This window comes from Clostridium muellerianum, assembly GCF_012926525.1.
Taxonomy (GTDB): Bacteria; Bacillota; Clostridia; order Clostridiales; family Clostridiaceae; genus Clostridium_AM; species Clostridium_AM muellerianum.
In genome coordinates this window covers 1-21,623 of the sequence record NZ_JABBNI010000023.1, presented here as the reverse complement: position 1 = coordinate 21,623, position 21,623 = coordinate 1, and the positions used below count along the sequence as shown (strand labels likewise).

The following is a 21,623-nucleotide window of genomic DNA, read 5'->3' as shown; positions in this document are numbered from 1 at the left end:
TTGTCCTCCCACTTATTAAGACTTTCGTCTTATAGACTAATCTAGTTTTTCTATTTGATTAAAATCAAGTTCAACAGGTGTTTCCCTGCCAAACATGTTAACTAGCGCTTTAATTTTTCTTTTTTCTGCGTTTATTTCTTGGATAATAGCTGGGAAGTTTTCAAGAGGACCTGACTTAACTTTAATGTTCTCTCCTACTTCTACATCTACGGCAATAGCTTTTTCTGTTATTCCCATAGATACCACTTCTTCATCTGTAAGTGCGACAGGCTTAGATCCTGGACCTACAAAACCTGTTACTCCCCTAGTATTTCTAACTACATACCAAGAATCATCGGTCATAACCATGTGTACTAAAACATATCCTGGAAATATTTTTTTTAGTGATACTTTTCTTTTCCCATCTTTTATTTCAACTTGTTCTTCCATAGGAACTTGAACATCATCTATCCAATCATAAAGATTCCTATTTTCAATAGTTTTCTCTAAATTAGCTTTAACTTTGTTCTCATAACCAGAATATGTATGGACTACATACCATCTAGCTCTCTCTGCCATAGCTCAAGGGACGGGAATCTTTTTCTCGACCCCTACCTCCTTCTTACCTTTATTTAAAAATTACACTAAACAAATTTTTAAATCCTACATCTAGCAATCCAACAATTACTACATAAATAAGACAAAATATCAATACTGTTGCTGTTGCTTTTTTTACATTCTCCTTAGAGGCCCAAGTTATTCTTTTAACTTCCGCTTTTAAATCTATAAAAAAGTTAATAAAACTATTTCCGGACGCTGCTGATTTTTTTATTTTTTTTGTATTATTTTGTGCAGCCATTTTTTTCACATCCTTGAAAATTATTTATATATGCCTCTATAGTTACTATTTTGTTTCTTTATGAGATGTATGTTTATGGCAAAATGGGCAGTACTTTCTCATTTCTAATCTATCTGGATCATTTTTCTTGTTTTTCATTGTGTTATAATTTCTTTGTTTGCAATCTGTGCATGCTAATGTTACTTTTGTTCTCATTACTTACACCTCCTGATTTAATCATATATGTAAACTATTAATATGTCTCTTACAAGTCTAAAATTATGCATTACTTTAATAATTTATCACAACTTAGTTTATATGTCAATAAATTTAAAAAATACTTTTAAAAGGACCAGGTCTAGAAACCCAGTCCTAAAAATCAAAAATTACTCAACTATTTTAGTAACAACTCCTGAACCAACTGTTCTTCCGCCTTCTCTTATTGCAAATCTTAATCCTTCATCCATTGCTACTGGTGTAATAAGTTCAACGTTCATGTCTATATGATCTCCTGGCATAACCATTTCTACTCCTTCTGGTAATGCGATTGATCCTGTAACGTCTGTTGTTCTAAAATAAAACTGTGGTCTATATCCATTGAAGAATGGTGTATGTCTTCCGCCTTCTTCTTTCTTTAATACGTACACTTGACCTACAAATTTCTTATGTGGGTGTACTGATCCTGGTTTTGATAATACTTGACCTCTTTCGATGTCATCTCTTTGGATTCCTCTTAATAATGCTCCTATATTATCTCCTGCCATTGCTTGATCTAGTAACTTTCTGAACATTTCTACTCCTGTTACTGTTGTCTTGCCTTTTTCTTCTTTTAATCCTACGATTTCTACTTCGTCTCCAACTTTTAGTATTCCACTTTCAACTCTTCCTGTTGCAACTGTTCCTCTTCCTGTGATTGTGAATACATCTTCTACTGGCATTAAGAATGCTTTATCTGTTGCTCTTTCTGGTGTTGGTATATAGCTATCTACTGCTGCCATTAATTCATGTATGCATTTTGTTGCTTCTGCATCATCTGGGTTTTCTATTACTTTTAATGCACTTCCTACTATTATTGGAATGTCATCTCCTGGGAAGTCATACTCATTTAATAATTCTCTAACTTCCATTTCTACTAATTCTAATAATTCTGGATCATCTACTTGGTCTGCTTTATTTAAGAATACTACTATGTAACTTACTCCTACTCTTGATGCTAGTAGTATATGTTCTCTTGTTTGTGGCATTGGACCATCTGCTGCTGATACAACTAAGATTGCTCCATCCATTTGTGCCGCTCCTGTTATCATGTTCTTTACATAGTCAGCATGTCCTGGACAATCTACGTGTGCATAATGTCTATTTTCTGTTTCATATTCTACGTGTGCTGTGTTGATTGTGATTCCTCTTTCTTTTTCTTCTGGTGCTTTATCTATTTCGTCATATTTAAATGCTTCTGCTTTTCCTTCTTTTGCTAACACCATTGTTATTGCTGCTGTTAATGTTGTCTTACCATGATCTACGTGTCCTATTGTTCCTATGTTTACATGTGGTTTGTTTCTTTCAAATTTTGCTTTTGACATTTTTTATTCCTCCTCATTTGGTTAACTTTTAGTTTAAGTAAACTCACCCTGGTGTGTTGTAGGGTTTATATATTATTGGAGCCCATGACCGGGATTGAACCGGTGACCTCCACCTTACCAAGGTGACGCTCTGCCAACTGAGCTACATGGGCAATTTTCCATTGGAGCAGGAAACGGGGATCGAACCCGCGACAACCAGCTTGGGAAGCTGGCGCTCTACCGCTGAACTACTCCTGCTCATATCTAATAAAAACTTATATACCGATTATCAATTTTAATACAACTATATTTTTTTGTCAATATACATTTTATTATTTCCCAAATTACAAATAAAATATATAGTATTATTCATCAATTGTTCATAAATTTTTGTATATCTATTACATTAAAATCGTTTTAAATCAGCACTATTTCATTTCAAAATTGTTAAATTGAAATCATGTATTAAGACTGCTATTTGTTATTTAAACACTTTTCCAATTTTCTCTTTACTCTTTGCAGTGCATTATCTATGGATTTTGCATGCCTATCTAAATCACAAGCAATTTCTTGGTAAGACTTGCCATCAAGGTAAGACATTAGTACTTCCATTTCTAAATTTGACAAAACTTCGCCTATTTCTGTGTGTATATGATTCAATTCTTCTCTGCTTATAATTAGTTCCTCAGGATCTGCAACCCTAGCTTCGGATAGAACATCTAGCAAGGTTCTATCTGATTCCTCATCATATATAGGCTTATTTAAAGAAATATATGTATTTAAAGGAATGTGCTTTTGCCTTGTAGCAGTTTTAATAGCAGTAATTATTTGCCGTGTAACACATAATTCAGCAAAAGCTTTAAAAGATGATAACTTATCAGGTTTAAAATCTCTTATAGCTTTATACAAACCTATCATTCCTTCCTGGTATATGTCTTCTTTATCTGCTCCTATCAAAAAATAAGACTTCGCTTTTGCTTTCACAAAATTTTCATATTTATTAATCAAGTATTCCTGGGCTCTAGTATCCCCTTTTTTTGCTTGAATAACGACTTCCTCGTCTAATTTTTTTTCAAAGGAGGAAATTTTCTTACTAATACTACCCATTCTATCCAAGATATCCCCTCCAAAATAAAAATACACCACATACTGATTATACATTAGAACCAAATTTCTAGTCAATATCTTTTAATTACTTCTTCGAATTTTTTCAAGTTTTTCCAAAATTTCCTTTTGAATTGTATCTTCTAGGGTAAATCTTTTTTCTGAATATTTTCTTTCTATTTTACTTTTAATCTTACTTTCTACATTTTTAACTTCATGATAAAATTCTATAGATGACATTCTTGTGGCACCTCTTTGAAAAACAACTTGTTGTTCTAAGGAATCCGAAGTTACAACACACACTTCTATTTTTCGACCTATGTTGTTGACTGTTTTTTCTATAAAAGCGTCTGCGGTTTCTCCTTCCTTGGTAAATACAACTATAATATTATCACTAATTCTTTCTTCCTTTTCTGTACTTTTACTTACCAAATGAGCATCAAAAACTATAAAAACCTTGTGATTTTTATACGCTGCATAGTTACTTAATTTTTCTATTAATTCTTTTCTTGCAGCTTCGTAACTACATTCCTTTATTTTTTTTAACTCAGACCAACTATTTATTACATTATATCCATCTACAAAAATATTTTTCACTTTATATTACTATTACTTTTTAAATCTTTGTTTTAATATTTCATACATAAGTATTCCACCTGCAACAGAAGCATTTAAAGATGATATCTTTCCAACCATAGGTATCTTTACAAGTACATCGCACTTATTTTTAGTAAGTTTTAGAATTCCTTTTCCTTCACTTCCTATTATTAAAGCTACTGCTCCTCTAAAATCTACATCATAGCAATAACTTTCTCCTGCCATATCTGCACCATATACCCAAATTTTTTTTTCTTTCAGTTTATCTATTACATTATTTATATTTGTAACTTTAGCAATCTTCATATGCTCTACTGCTCCCACAGAGGCTTTATACACAGCAGGAGTTAACCCAACATTCCTTCTTTTAGGAATTATAATACCATGCACTCCACAGGTTTCAGCAGTTCTAATTATAGATCCAAAGTTATGAGGATCTTCTATTTCATCTAATATTACAATAAATGGTTTTTCTCCTTTTTCTTCTGCATGCTTAATTATATCATCTACATCACAATATTTATAAGGTGTAATTTGAGCAATTACGCCCTGATGGACACCAGTTTGAGAAAGTTGGTCTAATTTTTTTCTATCTACTTGCTTTATAACTACCTTTTTTTCCTTTGCTAATGCTAATATCATATTTATAGATCCTGATACATCTCCATTAGCAACTAATATCTGCTCCACAGTTCTTTCAGATCTCAAAACTTCAATAACTGCATTTCTTCCTTCTATTAAATCCTCTCTAAAAGCTTTTTCATTAGTATCATTTTCAAAATCACTATTTTTTTCTTTTCTTTTATTTGAATTATTATCAAAACCTTTTTTAGTATATCTCACATTAATACCTCTTTCATTTTTTTATTCATACCCTAATAAATTGTAATTATAATTTTTGATCCTAAAATTTAAAATAAGGATACATTATAATTACTTATATTCTCAAATACATCTTTCTCATTTCTTCTTTTTTACCACAAGTCATTTTCCCTTCTGGACAAATTCCATTTAGACAGGAAGGTCCCCCATATTTAAATAATACTGGAGCCACTTCTCTAACTTGCTTCAACATTTCATTTGCTAATGCTCTTATTTCCCACTGGGCTCTATTGCAACATCTATGTTTAAAAAAGTTCATTAAAGTTCTTGCATTCATAGTTAACATTATCTTAGTTTCACAAGCATTTGGAAAAACATATCTAGCATCCTCAATAGCCTTTTTTTCTGATGCTGGCGAATTCATTCCATTTTTTATATAGTTTTCTTTTAGAATATCTGCTAGCTTGTTATAAGCTTTTTGAGTAGCTTCCATCGCTTCAATATATATTTTTTTAGCTTCTTCATTCTTTTCTATTTCAGGGGGGATTATGTATTCAAACTGACTCAGTTTAACATATCTTTGACTTTGCTGTGAATAAGAAGCTAATCTATGCCTAACTAATTGATGGGTTAAGCTTCTTGATACTCCTTCTGCAACAAAAGTGAAAGATACATGTTCTATAGGAGATTCGTGTCCATAAGACATCAACATATCTAAAAATTTTTTAGACTTATCACCTTCTAGATTTTGCTGAATTTCATCTATACCTACAGCGCTATAACATAATTTTGCTGCCGATGCTATAACCTTTTCTGGATTAGGTGTATATTCTATTAATTTAACTTTTAAAGCCATTTATATTCCTCCATCTTTTTGTAAATCTACTATCATATTTAATAAGTAATTCAATCTTTCATCTTGTTCAGTTAAATATAAAAATCCCATTAAAGCTTCAAATCCTGTTGCAAATCTATACTCTTGTACATCTGCATTTTTAGGCACTGTTCCTGATTTAGCATTTCTTCCTCTTTTAAAAAACCACATTTCCTCTTCACTTAACTCTTTTTCTAACTTCTTTATAAGCTGACTTTGTGCATGTGCTTTTACAAATTTTATAGCTTCTACATGAAGCTTATGCACAGACATATCTTTATTTTTATCTACTAAGTAAGTTCTTACAAAAATTTCATATACAGCATCACCAACAAAGGCAAGTACTAATGGATTTATTTGTCTTACTCCTTCTTTAGTAAACTTACCCTTTAGCAAATTAAAATCCATTTTTATTCTCCATTCTAAAATTCATTTAGTTAAATTCTTTTCCATCTAATTCCTTGAGGAGTATCCTCTAAAATTATTCCTTGCGCTTTTAAATCATCTCTTATTTTATCTGCTAAAGCCCAATCCTTATCCTTTCTTGCTTGCTGTCTCTTTTCTATAAGATCTTCTACTTGTTGTTCTAAAGTTCCTTTTTGAGACTTTTGTAATATTCCAAGTGGCTTTCCTAACTCTTTTATCAAGTTTAAACAATACTTTATTAATTCTTTTGAAGAACTAACTTTAACATTAGTATTAATGTCTCTTATAAGATCAAATATAACAGATACAGCATCTGCTGTATTAAAATCATCATCCATTCTTTCTATATACTTATCTTTATATTCATCTAAAGTTTTTAAATATACATTTTCTTCATCCATTAATCTTTCTTGTTTCGTTTCTTCCATTAAATTCTCTAAATTTGAAATAGAATTACATAATCTATCCATAGCGGCTTTCGTAGATTCTAATGATTCCATACTAAAATTTATTTGAGTTCTGTAATGACCTGAAATCATAAATAACCTAATAACATCTGGGTCATATTTCTCTAATATCTCTCTTGCAGTAAAAAAATTATTAAGGGATTTAGACATTTTTTCATTATTTACATTTACAAAAGCTGAATGCATCCAATACTTTGCAAAAGGTTTACCTGTTCTAGCTTCACTTTGAGCTATTTCATTTTCATGATGTGGAAACGCTAAATCCGATCCACCCGCATGTATATCTATAGTTTCACCTAATAATTTATATGCCATGCATGAACATTCTATATGCCATCCAGGTCTTCCCATACCCCAGGGACTCTCCCACGCTGGTTCTTCAGGCTTTTGACTTTTCCAAACTGCAAAATCCATAGGATCTTTTTTTCTTTCATCTATATTAATTCTAGCTCCTGCCTGAAGATCTTCTAAATTTTGACCTGAAAGTTTTCCATAATCCTTAAACCTTTTAGTATGGAAATAAACATCTCCATCCACCTCATAAGCATACCCCCTGTCTATTAATTCCTTTACAAAATCAATAATTCCATCTATGTATTCAGTTGCTCTTGGATTTACTGAAGCTCTTTCTATATTTAAAGCATCTGCATCTTTATAATATTCTTCTATAAATTTATCTCCTAATTCTTTTACTGTTATATTATCTTCTTTTGCTCTTTTAATCATTTTATCATCTATATCAGTAAAATTTTGTATAAACTTAACTTCATATCCTCTATACTCTAAGTACCTTCGTATTGTGTCAAAAACAACAAAGGTTCTAGCATTCCCTATGTGAAAAAAGTTATATACTGTTGGACCACATACATACATCTTAACTTTTTTCTCTTCTAAAGGAATAAATTCTTCCTTTTGTCTTGTCATTGTATTAAAAACTTTCATAGTTAAATTTTACCTCCCATTGTTAAGCATATAATTAAATCTCTTTACATACTTAAACTAAAATTCTCTTAAACATTTTAACATATTATGATAAGTTATTTAAGTATTATTAATGTTTTTATAAGGATTAGTTTCCTTTAAAATCAAACCCAATATGTATTAATACTATCTATACAATCTAATATGTTATAACCCTTATTTTAAGTTTTAAAAGCTGTGAAATCTAGTTCATTACACCAATTTCACAGCTTCCTATAAAAACTATCCTAAAATTATTAATATCATTTTTGATAATCTCACAAAATTATTTCTACACTTAACTTTACTCGTATATAAGTGTAAATCTCTTACTTTCGACAGTAAGAGACTTACATTTAGTAATTTTGTAATATTTTTTCAGCAATACCTAAATCCTCTTGAGTAGTTATTTTTATATTATTATAACTTCCTTTATATAAATAAACTTTATTTCCAAATCGTTCAGCTACTGCAGTATCATCTGTAACAACAACATTATCCTGTTTCAATTTTTTATGACATTTAACAATCAAGTCATATTTAAAACACTGTGGTGTTTGAACACAAAATAATTTACTTCTATCTAAAGTATCTGTAGAAAATCCTTCACTATCTCTAACCTTTATTGTATCCTTTGAATTTATTCCACACGCACAGGCACCATAAGCTTCAGCATATTTAATTCCATCTTCAATAATCTTATGAGTTACAAATGGTCTAGCTCCATCATGAATTAGTACTATATTGCAATCAACAATTGATTTTAAGCCGTTTAATACTGAATCTTGTCTTTCTTTGCCTCCAGCTACAAAACTATGTACCTTTGGGATATTGTACTTTTCCACTATTTGTTTTTTACAATAGTCTATCTCACTTTCGGCACATACTAAAATAATTTCGTCTATAAATGAACTTTTAGAAAATGTATTTAAAGAATAATAAAGAATTGGTTTATCTTTTATATTTAGGAACTGCTTATTAATACCCGCTCCCATTCTTTTACCTTTTCCTGCAGCTAGAATAACCGCATAATTTTTGCTCATATTAAACTTCTCCTTTTTGTTTTGCAAAAATCATTCTTCCTGCTGCTGTTTGTAATACAGATGTAACCAGTACATCTTTAGTTTCACCTATATGTTTTCTTCCACCTTCTACAACTATCATAGTTCCATCATCTAAATAGGCTACCCCCTGACCTGATTCTTTTCCATCTTTAACTATTTGTATTCTCATTTCTTCTCCGGGAAGAACTACTGGTTTCACTGAATTAGCAAGTTCGTTTATATTTAACACAGGAACTCCTTGGAACTCTGCAACCTTATTTAAGTTGTAATCATTGGTTATAACTTTTCCATTTAAGACCTGAGCAAGTTTTAACAGTTTACTATCTACTTCTGCTATTTCAGGAAAATCCTTTTCAGAAATTTGTACTTCTATATTTAATTCTTTTTGAATTTTATTTAATATGTCAAGACCTCTTCTTCCCCTGTTCCTTTTTAATCCATCTGAAGAATCTGCTATATGTCTTAATTCTTCTAGCACAAAGTTAGGTATTATTAAAGTACCTTCTATAAAACCTGTCTGACATATATCAAATATCCTTCCATCTATTATTACAGAAGTATCCAAAACCTTAGCATGCCCATTATAATCTCCCTTACCTTTTTTATCTTTATTTGATGTGGATTTTTTAATAGCTATATTTGAAAATAAGCTAATTAGTTCTTCCCTTTTTTTAATAGCTATCTTAGCTCCCAATATGGCCATTACTAATGCAATAAACACTGCTAACATTGCCCCTATTACAGGAATATTAGCCAAAAGATTTACAAATAAAGCCGATATCAGAAGACCTACTATAGCTCCTGCAGTTCCAAATAACATTTCAGTAGCAGGAAGTTTTTGAGCACTTTTTTCAATGTAATCCATAATTTTTATTATTATTGTATTAATCAAGGGTGATAATAAAAATAATATAATTCCAAAGAATAAAGTAGATAAAATTAAAAATAAAACTGTCTTTATAGGATTACTGGTAGTATACCCAAGTTGCACAAAATAATTTGTATGAACTACTGCTCGGCCAATCAAATACCCCATCATAAGTCCTATAATTGTAAAAATTACTCTTAGTATTTTTTTAAGCAAAAGCTTCACCTCCCTTTTAATTATTAACAATTTTTGCATTTTTAAGTCCTTAATATCTAATATATATTAATAAAATGTTTTTTTCAATAATAGTAAATTTATTTAATAAATTATTTACCTAATTTTCTTATTTTAATCAATGCATCTTCAATTTTTATATCAAATGCTAATGAAATTTCACTTCCTACCATATTTTCAGCTTTATTTAGTATTTTTCTTTCGCCTGGTGGAAGTGTCCCCTTAGATTTTAAGTAATACAAGTCCCGTATTACTTCACACATTTCAAACAAATTTCCACCCTTTATTTTATCATTGTTTTCCTTATATCTTTTACTCCACTTTTTTTCAAGGTTTTGTGGTGTAAATTTAATTATTTCAAGAGCTTTATTCAAATTCTCTTTATTTTCGATAGGTCTTATTTTATAATCTGATAGTTTACTTTCAGGTATATACAAATCTATACTATCAATTAAAATAAAAATACTAACATAATTTTTATTTATATCATAACTCTTATTATCTTTAACTTTATTCATAACTCCTGCGCCATAATTTGGTACAAATATTTTTTGCCCATTAATTAACATAGTAATCCCCCTATTAATAAAAGTATTCTTGATTTATTATATAAAAGCAAGGGAAAATTCGTACTATACTTTATTGACAAAATTATCTGAAAAAAACTATAATTAATTTATAAATCTAACTTAAATCTTTATAAGGAGTTGAACCTGATGAAAGATGTAATTTTTGATGATTTTCAAAATGCAGTAGACGAGTCTTTACTTAGACATAAAAGTATTTTGGATATAATGACTAAACTTCAAGAATCTAATGCGAGAATAAATAGAGCTATAGCTAAATCAATTACTAACTGTGGTTGTATAAAGCTAAATGCAGAAAAACAACACTTACCGGAGCATGATGTAAACATGAATATTGAATCACTGAAAGACTGCCTTAAATCTCACATAAGTGGCTCTCTTTGTGATAACTGTAGAGAGGTAATTGAACATGAAATAGGAAATAATTTATTTTATTTAACATCTCTTTGTAACTCCCTTGATTTGAATCTATTTGATGTTCTTCTTAAGGAAAATGATAAAATAAATACTTAAGGAAAATATACTTTTAGATAAAAATTAGCACAAAATAATGCTAATCATTATTTTGTGCTAAAATTATTGTCTAACATAATTTGCTCTCTAAGTCTTCTGAGACCATTTTTTATAGCCCTAGCTCTAGCTTCTCCTATACCCTCAACCTTATCTAACTGTTCATAAGAAGCCTCCATAGCGCCTTTTAATTCTTTAAAATTCTTTACCAAGTTCTCTATTACATTTGTTGGTATTCTAGGTATTTTATTTAACATCCTATATCCTCTTGGTGATATAAGAGTGTCTACTAATGGTACTCCTATGTATCCTAATGATTTTGATATATAATCTAAATTTATTAATTCTTCAGATGTCATAGTTTGAATCTGTTTATATATTTCATTATAATCCATATCATTTTGACAATAATCTCTTATTAATAATATTCCATCTTCCTCTACACTCTTTACTAGCTCATTCAACTGCATTGAAATTAATCTTCCCTCATTTCCAAGCTCACATATATACATTTCAATTTCAGCAACTACTCTCATAACCATTTCTGTTCTTTGAATAGCCGTCATTACATCAAGTAATGTTACTAAATCTTGAAATTCCAAAATATTGAGGTTACTTACAACTCTATCTAAAACTGCTACATATTTTTCCAATGTTTGAAGTGCTTGGTTAGCTCTTGCAAGTATTATGCTGCTATCCCTTAAAACATATTTTATATTGCCTTTATATACTGTTATTATATTTCTTCTTTGTGAAATAGCAATAACAATTGCCCCCATCTGCTTAGCAACTCTATCTGCAGTTCTATGCCTAGTTCCAGTTTCAAAAGTTGGTACATTAGATTCTGGTATAAGCTGAGCGTTGGCATACAATATCTTTTTTAAATCATTACTAAGAATTATAGCACCATCCATTTTTGCAAGTTCATATACATATGATGGACTGTAATCAGAATTTATAGTAAATCCTCCATCAACTATTTTTAGTATCTGTTCACTATCACCTAATACAAGTAATCCACCAGTCTTAGCTCTTAATATATTTTCTAATCCTTCTCTAAGCTGTGTCCCAGGTGCTAAAAGTTTAAGTATACTCATAAGTTCTTTATCTTTTCCTAATCTCAATTTAATCACCCTACATTAAAAAACTTTATTTATAGCCTCTCTAAGTGAAGAGACTCCAATAATGTTTATATTTTTATTTTTTACTTTTTCTTTATTTCTTATTGGTATAATAATATTCTTAAATCCCATTTTTTCTGCCTCATTTACAATTCTATCTCCAAAGGCCACAGGTCTTACTTCTCCTGTAAGTCCTATCTCTCCAAACACTATTAACTTCTCTAGGTTTGTTTCCTTGGATTTAACGCTAGATATAAGTGCTAAAGCTAAACCTAAATCAGCAAAGGTTCCTTCAATATTAAGTCCCCCTACTACATTAACATAAACATCACAATTATAAAAAGGTACTTTTAACTTTTTTTCTAAAACTGCCAAAATAAGATTTAATCTTGAACTATCTATTCCAACTGTAGTTCTTCTAGGCATAACTGCTTTAGTTTCACTAACTAATGCTTGTATTTCTATTAATATAGGCCGAGTTCCTTCCATTATACCTATAACTACTGAACCTTCGTTTTGAAAACCAGTTTCTTCAAGAAATACTGCTGATGGATTTAGTACTTCTTCAAGACCACTTTCTCTCATTTCAAATACACCAATTTCACTAGTAGTTCCAAAACGATTTTTTATAGTTCTAAGTATTCTAAATTCTTCAGTTCTTTCTCCTTCAAAAGATAGTACAGTATCTACCATATGTTCTAATACTCTAGGTCCTGCTAACTCTCCTTGCTTAGTTACATGGGCTACTATAAAAAATGGTATTCCTTTTGTTTTCCCTATACGCATAATATCGTTGGAGCTTTCCCTAACTTGAGACACACTTCCTGGTGCAGAAGTGATAGAATGTTTAAAAAGTGTTTGTATTGAATCTATAATAACAAAAACAGGTTTAGTATTCTCTATATGTTCTTCTATTTTTTCAACATTAGTTTCTGATACTATATATAACTCACCTGATATGGCCTCTAATCTATCTCCTCTCATTTTTATTTGTTCCTCAGATTCTTCTCCAGAAACATAAAGAACTTTTCCATACTTTTTAGAAATACTATTTGCTGTTTGTAGTAACAATGTAGACTTACCTATACCTGGTGCACCAGATATTAATGTTAAAGAACCCTTTACTATTCCACCACCAAGTACTCTATTTAATTCTGTTATACCAGTATCAAATCTTTCATATTCGCTAGATCTTATATTTAGTATACTCTTAGGCAAACTATTGGAACTTATATTAGATGATGAGTTACCTACTATTTTAGTTTCTTCAACCATGCTATTCCAACTATTACAATTAGGACATTTCCCAAGCCATTTCAATGACTCATATGCACATTCCTGACATACGAAAATTGTTTTATTTTTTGCCATAAGAATCACCTCTCTCTATACAAAATATAATTATACAGTATTATTCCCGTATGTTGTCAATAATAATTAAAATTTTAAAAATAATAAATAAACCTTCAGAAATTTTTTTATAATATTGAGAAATAAATGAAGTAATCAAACAAAAGCCGTGAAATTAAGAAACTTGCCTTAATTTTCACAGCTTTTATGCTTAAAATAAAATTTGTATTTTATTAAACCTTATAAATTTGATGCTTAAATATCATTGCCTTAAACTTATTATTGAACCTTAGCAAAATCTAACTCATCATTTTTTACACCAACTTTAACCTTATCACCCTTTTTAATGTTACCTCTTAACATTTCTTCTGAAAGCTTATCCTCTACAATTTTTGTTATAGCCCTTCTAAGTGGTCTTGCTCCATAAGTTAAATCAAATCCTTCTTTAGCAAGGTTTGTTTCAGCCTCTTCAGTAAATTCTATATCAATTTGCTGCTCTTTTAGCCTTTCATTTACTGTATTCAACATTAATTTAACTATATATCTTAAATCTTCTTCTTGCAATTGATGGAAAACTATAATATCGTCAATTCTATTTAAAAACTCAGGTCTAAAAGAACGCTTTAGCTCTTCCATAACATTTTCCTTCATCTTTTCATATTCATCTTCTTGTTTTTTACTTTCTCCACCTAGCGCAAATCCCATAGATTTCTGTTTCTTAATAGTAGAAGCACCTACATTAGATGTCATAATTATTATTGTGTTTTTAAAATTTATAGTTTTCCCTTTTCCATCTGTAAGTCTTCCATCTTCAAGTATTTGCAATAAAATATTAAATACTTCTGGATGTGCTTTTTCTATTTCATCAAATAGAACTACTGAGTAAGGATTTCTTCTAACTTTTTCAGTTAATTGTCCTCCCTCATCAAAACCTACATATCCTGGAGGCGATCCTATAAGTCTTGAAACTGTGTGCTTCTCCATATATTCTGACATGTCTATTCTTATCATATTGTTCTCATCACCAAACATAGCTTCTGCTAGCGCCTTTGAAAGCTCTGTCTTTCCTACCCCTGTAGGACCTAAAAATATAAATGACCCTATTGGTCTTTTAGGATCTTTAAGACCAACCCTAGCTCTTCTAACAGCTCTTGATATAGATTTAACTGCTTCGTCTTGACCTACAACTCTACGATGCAATATTTCTTCTAACTTTAATAATTTTTGCGACTCTTTTTCTGTTAACTTTTCTACTGGTATATTGGTCCACTTAGAAACTACCGCTGCTATTTGCTTTTCTGATACTACAAGAGTGGAAACCTCTTTTCTTGTTTTCCAATTAGTTTTTAGTCCTTCTAATTTATCTTTCATTTCCTTTTCTTTATCTCTTAATCTTGCTGCTTTTTCAAAATCCTGAACTCTTATGGAATCTTCTTTTTCCTTAGTTATCTTTTCAAGTTTCTCTTCTAAATTCTTTAAATCTGGTGGGGCAACTAAACTTTCAATTCTAACTTTTGCTGCTGCCTCATCCATTAAGTCTATTGCCTTATCAGGTAGGAACCTGTCTGTTATATACCTATCTGATAAATTAACTGCGGCTTCTATAGCATCATCTGTAATTTTTACTCTATGATGTGCTTCATATTTATCTCTCAATCCTTTAAGTATAAGAACAGCTTCTTCTTTATTAGGTTCCCCTACAGTAATGGGTTGAAATCTTCTTTCTAATGCTGAGTCCTTTTCAATATACTTTCTATATTCCTCTATAGTAGTAGCCCCTATACATTGTATTTCGCCTCTTGCTAGTGCTGGTTTCAATATATTAGATGCATCAATAGCTCCTTCTGCAGCTCCAGCTCCTACTATGGTGTGTATTTCGTCAATAAATAATATTACATTTCCAGACTTCCTGATTTCATCCATAACCTTTTTAAGTCTTTCTTCAAACTCTCCTCTATATTTAGAACCTGCTACCATAGAAGATAGTTCCAAAGTTACAACCCTTTTGTCTTTAAGTAATTCAGGAATGTTTGCTGATACTATTTTTTGTGCTAATCCTTCAGCTACAGCTGTCTTACCTACTCCAGGATCACCTATTAGGCAAGGATTATTTTTAGTTCTTCTGCAAAGTATCTCTAAAACCCTCTGAGTTTCTTTGTCTCTTCCAACTACAGGATCCAACTTACCCTCTTTTGCCATTTCAGTTAAATCTCTACCAAACTGATCCAAAGTAGGTGTAGGTTCTCCAGTTGTCTTATTAAAATCACTACTATTGCTAGATTGTTCTCCTGACAAAGCTTCCACTAATTCTTTTCTTAATTTATCAAAATCAGCACCCAAATTATTAAGTATTGTAAATGCTACACCCTCAGCTTCTCTAATGAGTGCTAATAATATATGCTCCGGACTTATATAATTATGATTTAGATTTCTAGCCTCAAATAAACTTAATTCTAATAACCTTTTAGTTCTTGGAGTAAGTGGAATCTCGTTTTTATATAAATCTACATCTCCTTTGCCTTCATATTCTTCTACTAAGTCCCTTACATCATCTACAGTGATGTTTATATCATTTAAAAGCTGCTTAGCTATTCCTTCTTCCTTTAGAATACCCAGCAGTATATGTTCTGTCCCTACATATCCATGTTGAAGAACTTGTGCCTCTTCCTGTGCGTAGAAAAGAACTTTTTGTGCACGTTCAGTAAATCTTCCAAACATCATATTACATTCACCATCCTTTAATTATAATGTTTTCTTTTTTAAAGTTTCTCTTACTATTTTAGCTCTATTAAAGTTTGTTTCTTTATCTGATAACTTGCCATTATACATCTTATATATACTAGCAGTCTGTGTGTTTATTAAAATATTATTTAACAATATTTTATCCACATCTTTAATTATTCCCATTTCAACACCTAATCTTACATCGGATAAAAGTTTTAAACACTCATTAGCACTCAAAATTACTGCTGATTTTAATATACCTAATGCCCTATAAATTCTATCCTCTATTTCATATTTATATTTATTCATTAAAGTACTTCTACATGAATTTTCTTCATTTGCAATCTGAATTACTACAGCTTTTAAATTATTTATTATTTCTTCTTCACTAAGGCCTAATGTAATTTGATTAGATATTTGATATATATTACTTTTGCCCTTTGATCCTTCTCCATATAACCCCCTTATTGTCATCCCAAGTTGAGTTACTGCACTTAATATAGAGTTTAACTTATTACTTAAAGAAAGCGTTGGAAGATGAATCATAACTGAAGCCCTCATTCCTGTTCCTATATTTGTAGGACATGCAGTTAAGTATCCTAACTTTTCATCAAAAGCATAATCAATTTTTTCTTCTAAAATATTATCCACTTTATCAGCAAAATCATATGCTTCCTCCAAATTTAGAGATGATGTTATACATTGAATTCTTATATGATCTTCTTCATTTATCATAACACTTACAGTTTCATTTTTATCTAATATAAATGCTGACTTGCAGCTATTATCTATAAGATTTTTGCTTATTAAATGTTTCTCTAAAAAAATTTCATTTGAAATATCATCTTTTTCCCATAGATAGTTTGTTTTATAATTTTCTGAGTTAAATGAAGATGTGTAAAAGGCATCTTCTACTAATTTTACAATATCCCTACCTTGATCCTCCTTAAGAACATGGGGGAAAGGAGTCTTATTTATATTTCTTGCAAGCCTTATTCTGCTGCTTAATACTAAGTCATCATTACTTTTACTAGACTGAATCCAATCTTCCACAAATATCCCCCCTAATCCTGTGCCTTTTCAAGTTCCTTAATTCTATCTCTAATTTCTGCTGCTTTTTCGTATTCTTCAGTTTTTATAGCTTCTTTTAAGCTTTCCTTTAACTTAAGCAACTCTTTCTTGCTGATAATATTTTTACCAGCTCTTCGCGGTATTTTCCCTGTATGATCTAAGTTACCTTGTACTCTTTTTATGACAGGTATAAGTGCAGCTGTAAAATCTTTATAACAATCGCTACATCCTACTAATCCTCTTTTCTTAAAATCTGAAAATGTAGTTTCACAGTTCTTGCATGAGCAATCAAAATTACTTTGTGATTGATTTGGACTGCTTATATAATCCATTATTCCGGTTAATATATTTTGGAAAGTAAATGGTGAAGAAAAGTCTAACTGTGCTGGAAAATTAAATTCTCCTTTTTCTTTTGCACATTTTTCACATATATTAAATTCCTGCTGCATTCCATTTGTTATTTTTGTTATATGAACTGTAGCCTCATTCTTTTTACATATATCACATAACATATTAATCACTCCTCCATTATTTAATAACACCTACCAAGAAAATAATTCAAAATTTTTTATATCCAAGTCCCAATTTTAATTCTCATTCAATATAACCATAGTAACTGATTTTAATATATCGGATCTTAATTTATTTTTCTTATCTGTTGAACTACTTAAAGTTCTATCATTTATAGCTATTTTTAAAATGCTTGCTTCTCGCTCTGTAATTATTCTAGATTCTAATAATCCATCAATCACCTGTACCGCAGAATCATAGGTTATACTGTTTCCTAGTTTTTCATTTATAATATCTGCAAGGGATTTGTTTTCATCAAATTCTACACGTTTTATTATTATGCATCCCCCACCACCTCTTTTACTTTCTATATAATAACCTCTATCAACAGTAAACCTAGTAGTCAGTACATAATTTATCTGAGAGGGTGCACAACTAAAATAACTTGCTAGTTCATTTCTCCCAATTTGCAGTTGACTTTCTTCACTATTCTCTAACATGTCCTTTATAAATATCTCTATGATATCTGACAATCTTGCCAAAATAACGCCTCCCTGACTTTGCCTTTCTTTGACCTTAATTTAATATTAATATTTTTTCTTTTACTATTCAATATTTACATAACCTCAGATTAGCTTATTTTATAACAATAGTCTTATTTAATCTAAAAGTGCTTTCTATTTCTCCTCCATTCTATATATTTTTCCGATTTACGTCACTGTGGAATTATAAAAACATCTACATGCTTGTACTATTGAATATCTTTAACACATTCAATAATTTTATACACCAAATACACATTTAATTAGATAAAATTTTATAATTACTAACTAAAGATACTATTTAATATTTTATTGCACTGATGTGATACTCTCCTTTATCATAATGTTTATCTCGTCTAATCATAAAGCTATTGTCCTCTAACATTTTACATAATATATCTATATCTTCAGTTTCTCCTTCAATGAAATTTATTGTAAGATTATCACACTTATCTACTATAGACATGTAATCGTAAATACTACTATAATCCATTAATTGAATATTTCCATTTATGTTCATTTGGTATTGAGCCATAAAACCTCTCCTTAAATTCATTTTTAACATACATTAACATAATTATTTTCTCTTATAGTTTATTAAAATATTCAATATATTATAATAAAAACCCAATAGTTTTTACTATTGGGTTTTTAGATCATTTATTATTCAACTTTCTCTTTCAACTTTTTAGCTTCCTCTATTATTTTATCTACTTCTGTAGGTGGAACTTCCTCATATCTTTCAAATTTCATAACAAAGCTTCCTCTTGCCTGAGTTATAGATCTCAAATCTGTAGCATATTTAAACATTTCACTTTGTGGAACTTCTGCTATTATTCTTTGTTTATCTTCATCTGATTCCATTCCTAAAACTCTGCCTCGTTTTTTATTTATGTCACCTATTATATCTCCCATATAATATTCAGGAACTAATATTTCTACATGCATAATAGGTTCTAGCAATACAGATTGAGCTTCTACAAGCCCTTTTTTATATGCTAAAGATGCCGCAACCTTAAATGCCATTTCTGAAGAATCTACAGGATGATATGACCCATCATGTAAAGTAGCTTTTAACCTTATTACAGGATATCCTGCAAGTATACCTCGATGTATACAGTCCTTTAATCCTTTTTCTACTGCTGGAATATACTGTCTTGGAACAACGCCTCCAACTACTTGATCAACAAAAAGTAAGTCATCTTCACCGTCATTTCTTGGTTCAAATTTTATCTTTACATCTCCATACTGTCCATGCCCACCTGACTGTTTTTTATGTTTACCTTGAACATCAGCAACTTTCTTTATAGTTTCCCTATAAGGTATCTTTGGTTTTTGAAGAATTACCTCTGCTCCAAACTTTCCTTTTAATTTACACGCTATTACATCAAGGTGAGTTTCTCCTAGACCTGAAATTATAGTTTCTGCATTTTCAACATCTCTTGAAAGTTTAAAAGTAGGGTCTTCGTCTAACAACTTATTTAAACCGATAGATATTTTATCTTCATCATTTTTTGACTTTGGCATAACAGCCATTGACATTGTTGGCTGAGGAAATTCTATTTTATCAAAAACTATAGGATTTTCTAATGAACTTAAAGTATCTCCTGTTGTTGTGAATTGAAGTTTTGAAACAGCTCCTATGTCTCCTGCAATTATTTCATTTGTTGAAATTTGCTGTTTACCCATTAGGAAATACATAGTTCCAACTTTCTCGTTTTTATCTTTACTTGAATTATAAACAGTAGAATCCGATTTCATTTTTCCAGTTATTACTCTAAACAAAGATAATTTACCAACAAACGGATCTGCTATAGTTTTAAATACAAAAGCAGACAATGGTAACTTTTCATCTGTTTTTACTTCTACATTAGAATTAGTTTTTAAATTTACAGCAGCTATTGGTTCTGCATTTTCAGGTGATGGAAAACATTCAACTACATCCTCAAGTAATGTTTCAGTTCCTATTCCATTCAATGCTGAACCACACATTACAGGAGCTATATCTCCTTTAGCACATCCATTAATAAGTCCATTATAAATTTCTTCATCACTTAAAGTTCCCTCATTAAAATATTTATCTAACAAAACTTCATCTGTTTCTGCAACAGCCTCTATTATCATATTTTTGCATTCATCAACTTTATCTATAAGTTCTTCTGGTATTTCACTTTCTATCATATTATGAGTTTTTGGATCAAAAATTCTAGCCTTTCTAGATATAATATTTATAACTCCTCTAAAATCTTCCTCATTTCCTATAGGATACTGTACTGGAACTATAGACATACCAAATTTCTCTTTCAATCCTGCCAATACTTTATCAAAATTTGAATTTTCTCTATCTAATTTGTTCACATAAAATGATCTTGGCAACTTATTTTTATTAACATATTCCCAAAATTTCTCTGTACCAACTTGTATACCAGCCGTACCCGATACTAGAATCATTGCTACATCAACTGCCCTTAAACCTTCATATGTCTCTCCAATAAAATCAAAGTATCCTGGAATATCCACTAAATTTATTTTTACGTTTTGCCATTCACAGGGAGCTATTGATGTTGATATTGATATCTTTCTTTTTTTCTCTTCAGAATCATAATCACTTACAGTATTTCCTTCTTCAATTTTTCCAAATCTATCTATAGCTTTTGTGTAGTAAAGTATTGCTTCTGTCAAAGTCGTCTTTCCTGAACCACTATGTCCAACAATTCCAACGTTTCTTAAATTTTTGGTTGTATAATTTTTCATAAGCAATTCCCCCTCTTACTTTTAAGCTTAATTATATATTCTACTTTAAATTGAAAATTCCTTTATAATTTATTAAATTTTCAAAATAGTTTGATTATATATATGCCCATATATTCCATTTTATATACTATATATGTAAAAGTTTGTTTTTAGAATGTAATTTTTAAAGTTTATACTATTTAATGAAAATTACCTTCTTACTTTTCGTAGAGGGAATAAGTTACTATGTTAATTTCTATAGTTAAGTAAAAGTTAACGTAAAAAAAGACTGTAAGTATACAGTCTTTAATAATTCATATAAAATTGGCTCCGCGAAAAGGATTCGAACCTTCAACCTATCGGTTAACAGCCGAGTGCTCCACCATTGAGCTATCGCGGAACGCATTACCTGGCAACTACCTACTCTTCCACAGAGCCTCCCCTGCAGTACCATCGGCACTATAAAGCTTAACCATCGTGTTCGGAATGGGAACGGGTGTTACCTTTACGTCATTATCACCAGATTTTCTATTTAGTTGTTTGAAAAGCACGGGGGAATTCTTAACGTCACTACCGTGACTAAATTACCCGGCAATTGTCATTTAGACATTTGCCCTCTCAAAATTGCACAGTGAATTTATTTGGTCAAGCCCTCGACCTATTAGTATCAGTCAGCTGAACAT

The 21,623-nt window shown here is 30.4% G+C and carries 22 protein-coding genes, 3 tRNA genes and 1 rRNA gene; 1 reads left to right on the top strand and 25 read right to left on the bottom strand.

All coding sequences use genetic code 11. The annotated features are described in order from the left end of the window. Nucleotides 1-36: 36 nt before the first annotated feature. The 15 genes from nusG to HBE96_RS12480 form a co-directional block, all read right to left on the bottom strand. Nucleotides 37-558 (bottom strand): transcription termination/antitermination protein NusG, encoded by a 522-nt coding sequence (gene nusG, locus HBE96_RS12550; RefSeq protein WP_169298093.1) that lies wholly within the window; start codon nucleotides 556-558, stop codon nucleotides 37-39. 49 nt (nucleotides 559-607) lie between these two features. Beyond that, entirely contained in the window at nucleotides 608-838 is a 231-nt protein-coding gene (gene secE, locus HBE96_RS12545) for a preprotein translocase subunit SecE (RefSeq protein ID WP_169298092.1), read from the bottom strand. Between the two features lie 45 nt (nucleotides 839-883). Beyond that, nucleotides 884-1,033, bottom strand: a complete 150-nt coding sequence (gene rpmG, locus HBE96_RS12540; RefSeq protein WP_169298091.1) for a 50S ribosomal protein L33 — start codon at nucleotides 1,031-1,033, stop codon at nucleotides 884-886. 170 nt (nucleotides 1,034-1,203) lie between these two features. Next, nucleotides 1,204-2,397, bottom strand: a complete 1,194-nt coding sequence (tuf, locus tag HBE96_RS12535; RefSeq protein ID WP_169298090.1) for an elongation factor Tu — start codon at nucleotides 2,395-2,397, stop codon at nucleotides 1,204-1,206. 76 nt (nucleotides 2,398-2,473) lie between these two features. Continuing rightward, nucleotides 2,474-2,549, bottom strand: a tRNA-Thr gene (locus HBE96_RS12530). Between the two features lie 10 nt (nucleotides 2,550-2,559). Further along, nucleotides 2,560-2,634: transfer RNA gene (locus HBE96_RS12525), tRNA-Gly, on the bottom strand. A 216-nt stretch (nucleotides 2,635-2,850) separates the two neighbouring features. After that, nucleotides 2,851-3,483 (bottom strand): RNA polymerase sporulation sigma factor SigH, encoded by a 633-nt coding sequence (gene sigH / locus HBE96_RS12520; RefSeq protein ID WP_425350733.1) that lies wholly within the window; start codon nucleotides 3,481-3,483, stop codon nucleotides 2,851-2,853. 81 nt (nucleotides 3,484-3,564) lie between these two features. Next, complete coding sequence (locus HBE96_RS12515) at nucleotides 3,565-4,077, bottom strand: NYN domain-containing protein (protein ID WP_169298088.1); 513 nt, start codon at nucleotides 4,075-4,077, stop codon at nucleotides 3,565-3,567. A 12-nt stretch (nucleotides 4,078-4,089) separates the two neighbouring features. Continuing rightward, nucleotides 4,090-4,815, bottom strand: coding sequence for a 23S rRNA (guanosine(2251)-2'-O)-methyltransferase RlmB (rlmB, locus tag HBE96_RS12510; RefSeq protein ID WP_342590182.1), 726 nt, complete (start codon nucleotides 4,813-4,815; stop codon nucleotides 4,090-4,092). 199 nt (nucleotides 4,816-5,014) lie between these two features. Next, nucleotides 5,015-5,755 carry an FAD-dependent thymidylate synthase gene (gene thyX / locus HBE96_RS12505; RefSeq protein WP_169298086.1) on the bottom strand — a complete coding sequence of 247 codons (741 nt, stop codon included), beginning with the start codon at nucleotides 5,753-5,755 and terminating at the stop codon, nucleotides 5,015-5,017. Beyond that, nucleotides 5,756-6,181 (bottom strand): Mini-ribonuclease 3, encoded by a 426-nt coding sequence (locus tag HBE96_RS12500; protein WP_169298085.1) that lies wholly within the window; start codon nucleotides 6,179-6,181, stop codon nucleotides 5,756-5,758. Between the two features lie 29 nt (nucleotides 6,182-6,210). Continuing rightward, nucleotides 6,211-7,608: a cysteine--tRNA ligase gene (gene cysS, locus HBE96_RS12495; protein WP_169298084.1), complete on the bottom strand. Its 1,398-nt coding sequence runs from the start codon at nucleotides 7,606-7,608 to the stop codon at nucleotides 6,211-6,213. A gap of 374 nt (nucleotides 7,609-7,982) precedes the next feature. Next, nucleotides 7,983-8,669 carry a 2-C-methyl-D-erythritol 4-phosphate cytidylyltransferase gene (gene ispD / locus HBE96_RS12490; RefSeq protein ID WP_169298083.1) on the bottom strand — a complete coding sequence of 229 codons (687 nt, stop codon included), beginning with the start codon at nucleotides 8,667-8,669 and terminating at the stop codon, nucleotides 7,983-7,985. 1 nt (nucleotide 8,670) lies between these two features. Further along, nucleotides 8,671-9,774, bottom strand: coding sequence for a PIN/TRAM domain-containing protein (locus HBE96_RS12485; RefSeq protein WP_169298082.1), 1,104 nt, complete (start codon nucleotides 9,772-9,774; stop codon nucleotides 8,671-8,673). Between the two features lie 110 nt (nucleotides 9,775-9,884). Then, the gene (locus tag HBE96_RS12480) at nucleotides 9,885-10,361 is read right to left on the bottom strand and encodes a CarD family transcriptional regulator (RefSeq protein ID WP_169298081.1); all 477 of its coding nucleotides are present in this window, start codon (nucleotides 10,359-10,361) and stop codon (nucleotides 9,885-9,887) included. Between the two features lie 147 nt (nucleotides 10,362-10,508). Between HBE96_RS12480 and HBE96_RS12475 the strand changes: the two genes are divergently transcribed. Beyond that, nucleotides 10,509-10,892 carry a DUF1573 domain-containing protein gene (locus tag HBE96_RS12475; RefSeq protein ID WP_169298080.1) on the top strand — a complete coding sequence of 128 codons (384 nt, stop codon included), beginning with the start codon at nucleotides 10,509-10,511 and terminating at the stop codon, nucleotides 10,890-10,892. A 47-nt stretch (nucleotides 10,893-10,939) separates the two neighbouring features. On the opposite strand, the gene disA is transcribed toward HBE96_RS12475, so the two are convergent. The 10 genes from disA to rrf form a co-directional block, all read right to left on the bottom strand. After that, nucleotides 10,940-12,013 (bottom strand): DNA integrity scanning diadenylate cyclase DisA, encoded by a 1,074-nt coding sequence (gene disA / locus HBE96_RS12470; RefSeq protein WP_169298079.1) that lies wholly within the window; start codon nucleotides 12,011-12,013, stop codon nucleotides 10,940-10,942. A 15-nt stretch (nucleotides 12,014-12,028) separates the two neighbouring features. Continuing rightward, a complete protein-coding gene (gene radA / locus HBE96_RS12465; protein ID WP_169298078.1) occupies nucleotides 12,029-13,381 on the bottom strand; it encodes a DNA repair protein RadA in 1,353 nt (450 codons plus the stop codon). A gap of 258 nt (nucleotides 13,382-13,639) precedes the next feature. After that, the gene (locus HBE96_RS12460; protein ID WP_169298077.1) at nucleotides 13,640-16,081 is read right to left on the bottom strand and encodes an ATP-dependent Clp protease ATP-binding subunit; all 2,442 of its coding nucleotides are present in this window, start codon (nucleotides 16,079-16,081) and stop codon (nucleotides 13,640-13,642) included. 21 nt (nucleotides 16,082-16,102) lie between these two features. Further along, nucleotides 16,103-17,137 carry a protein arginine kinase gene (locus HBE96_RS12455; protein WP_169298076.1) on the bottom strand — a complete coding sequence of 345 codons (1,035 nt, stop codon included), beginning with the start codon at nucleotides 17,135-17,137 and terminating at the stop codon, nucleotides 16,103-16,105. Nucleotides 17,138-17,148: 11 nt separating this feature from the next. Then, on the bottom strand, nucleotides 17,149-17,667 hold the full coding sequence (locus HBE96_RS12450; RefSeq protein ID WP_169298075.1) for a UvrB/UvrC motif-containing protein: 519 nt from the start codon (nucleotides 17,665-17,667) through the stop codon (nucleotides 17,149-17,151). A 75-nt stretch (nucleotides 17,668-17,742) separates the two neighbouring features. Continuing rightward, nucleotides 17,743-18,207 carry a CtsR family transcriptional regulator gene (locus HBE96_RS12445; RefSeq protein ID WP_169298074.1) on the bottom strand — a complete coding sequence of 155 codons (465 nt, stop codon included), beginning with the start codon at nucleotides 18,205-18,207 and terminating at the stop codon, nucleotides 17,743-17,745. A gap of 301 nt (nucleotides 18,208-18,508) precedes the next feature. Further along, nucleotides 18,509-18,742 carry a hypothetical protein gene (locus tag HBE96_RS12440; RefSeq protein WP_169298073.1) on the bottom strand — a complete coding sequence of 78 codons (234 nt, stop codon included), beginning with the start codon at nucleotides 18,740-18,742 and terminating at the stop codon, nucleotides 18,509-18,511. 128 nt (nucleotides 18,743-18,870) lie between these two features. Beyond that, complete coding sequence (fusA, locus tag HBE96_RS12435) at nucleotides 18,871-20,961, bottom strand: elongation factor G (RefSeq protein ID WP_169298072.1); 2,091 nt, start codon at nucleotides 20,959-20,961, stop codon at nucleotides 18,871-18,873. Nucleotides 20,962-21,265: 304 nt separating this feature from the next. Beyond that, nucleotides 21,266-21,340 (bottom strand) — tRNA-Asn (locus HBE96_RS12430). 7 nt (nucleotides 21,341-21,347) lie between these two features. After that, nucleotides 21,348-21,464: ribosomal RNA gene (gene rrf / locus HBE96_RS12425) — 5S ribosomal RNA — on the bottom strand. Nucleotides 21,465-21,623: the final 159 nt, after the last annotated feature.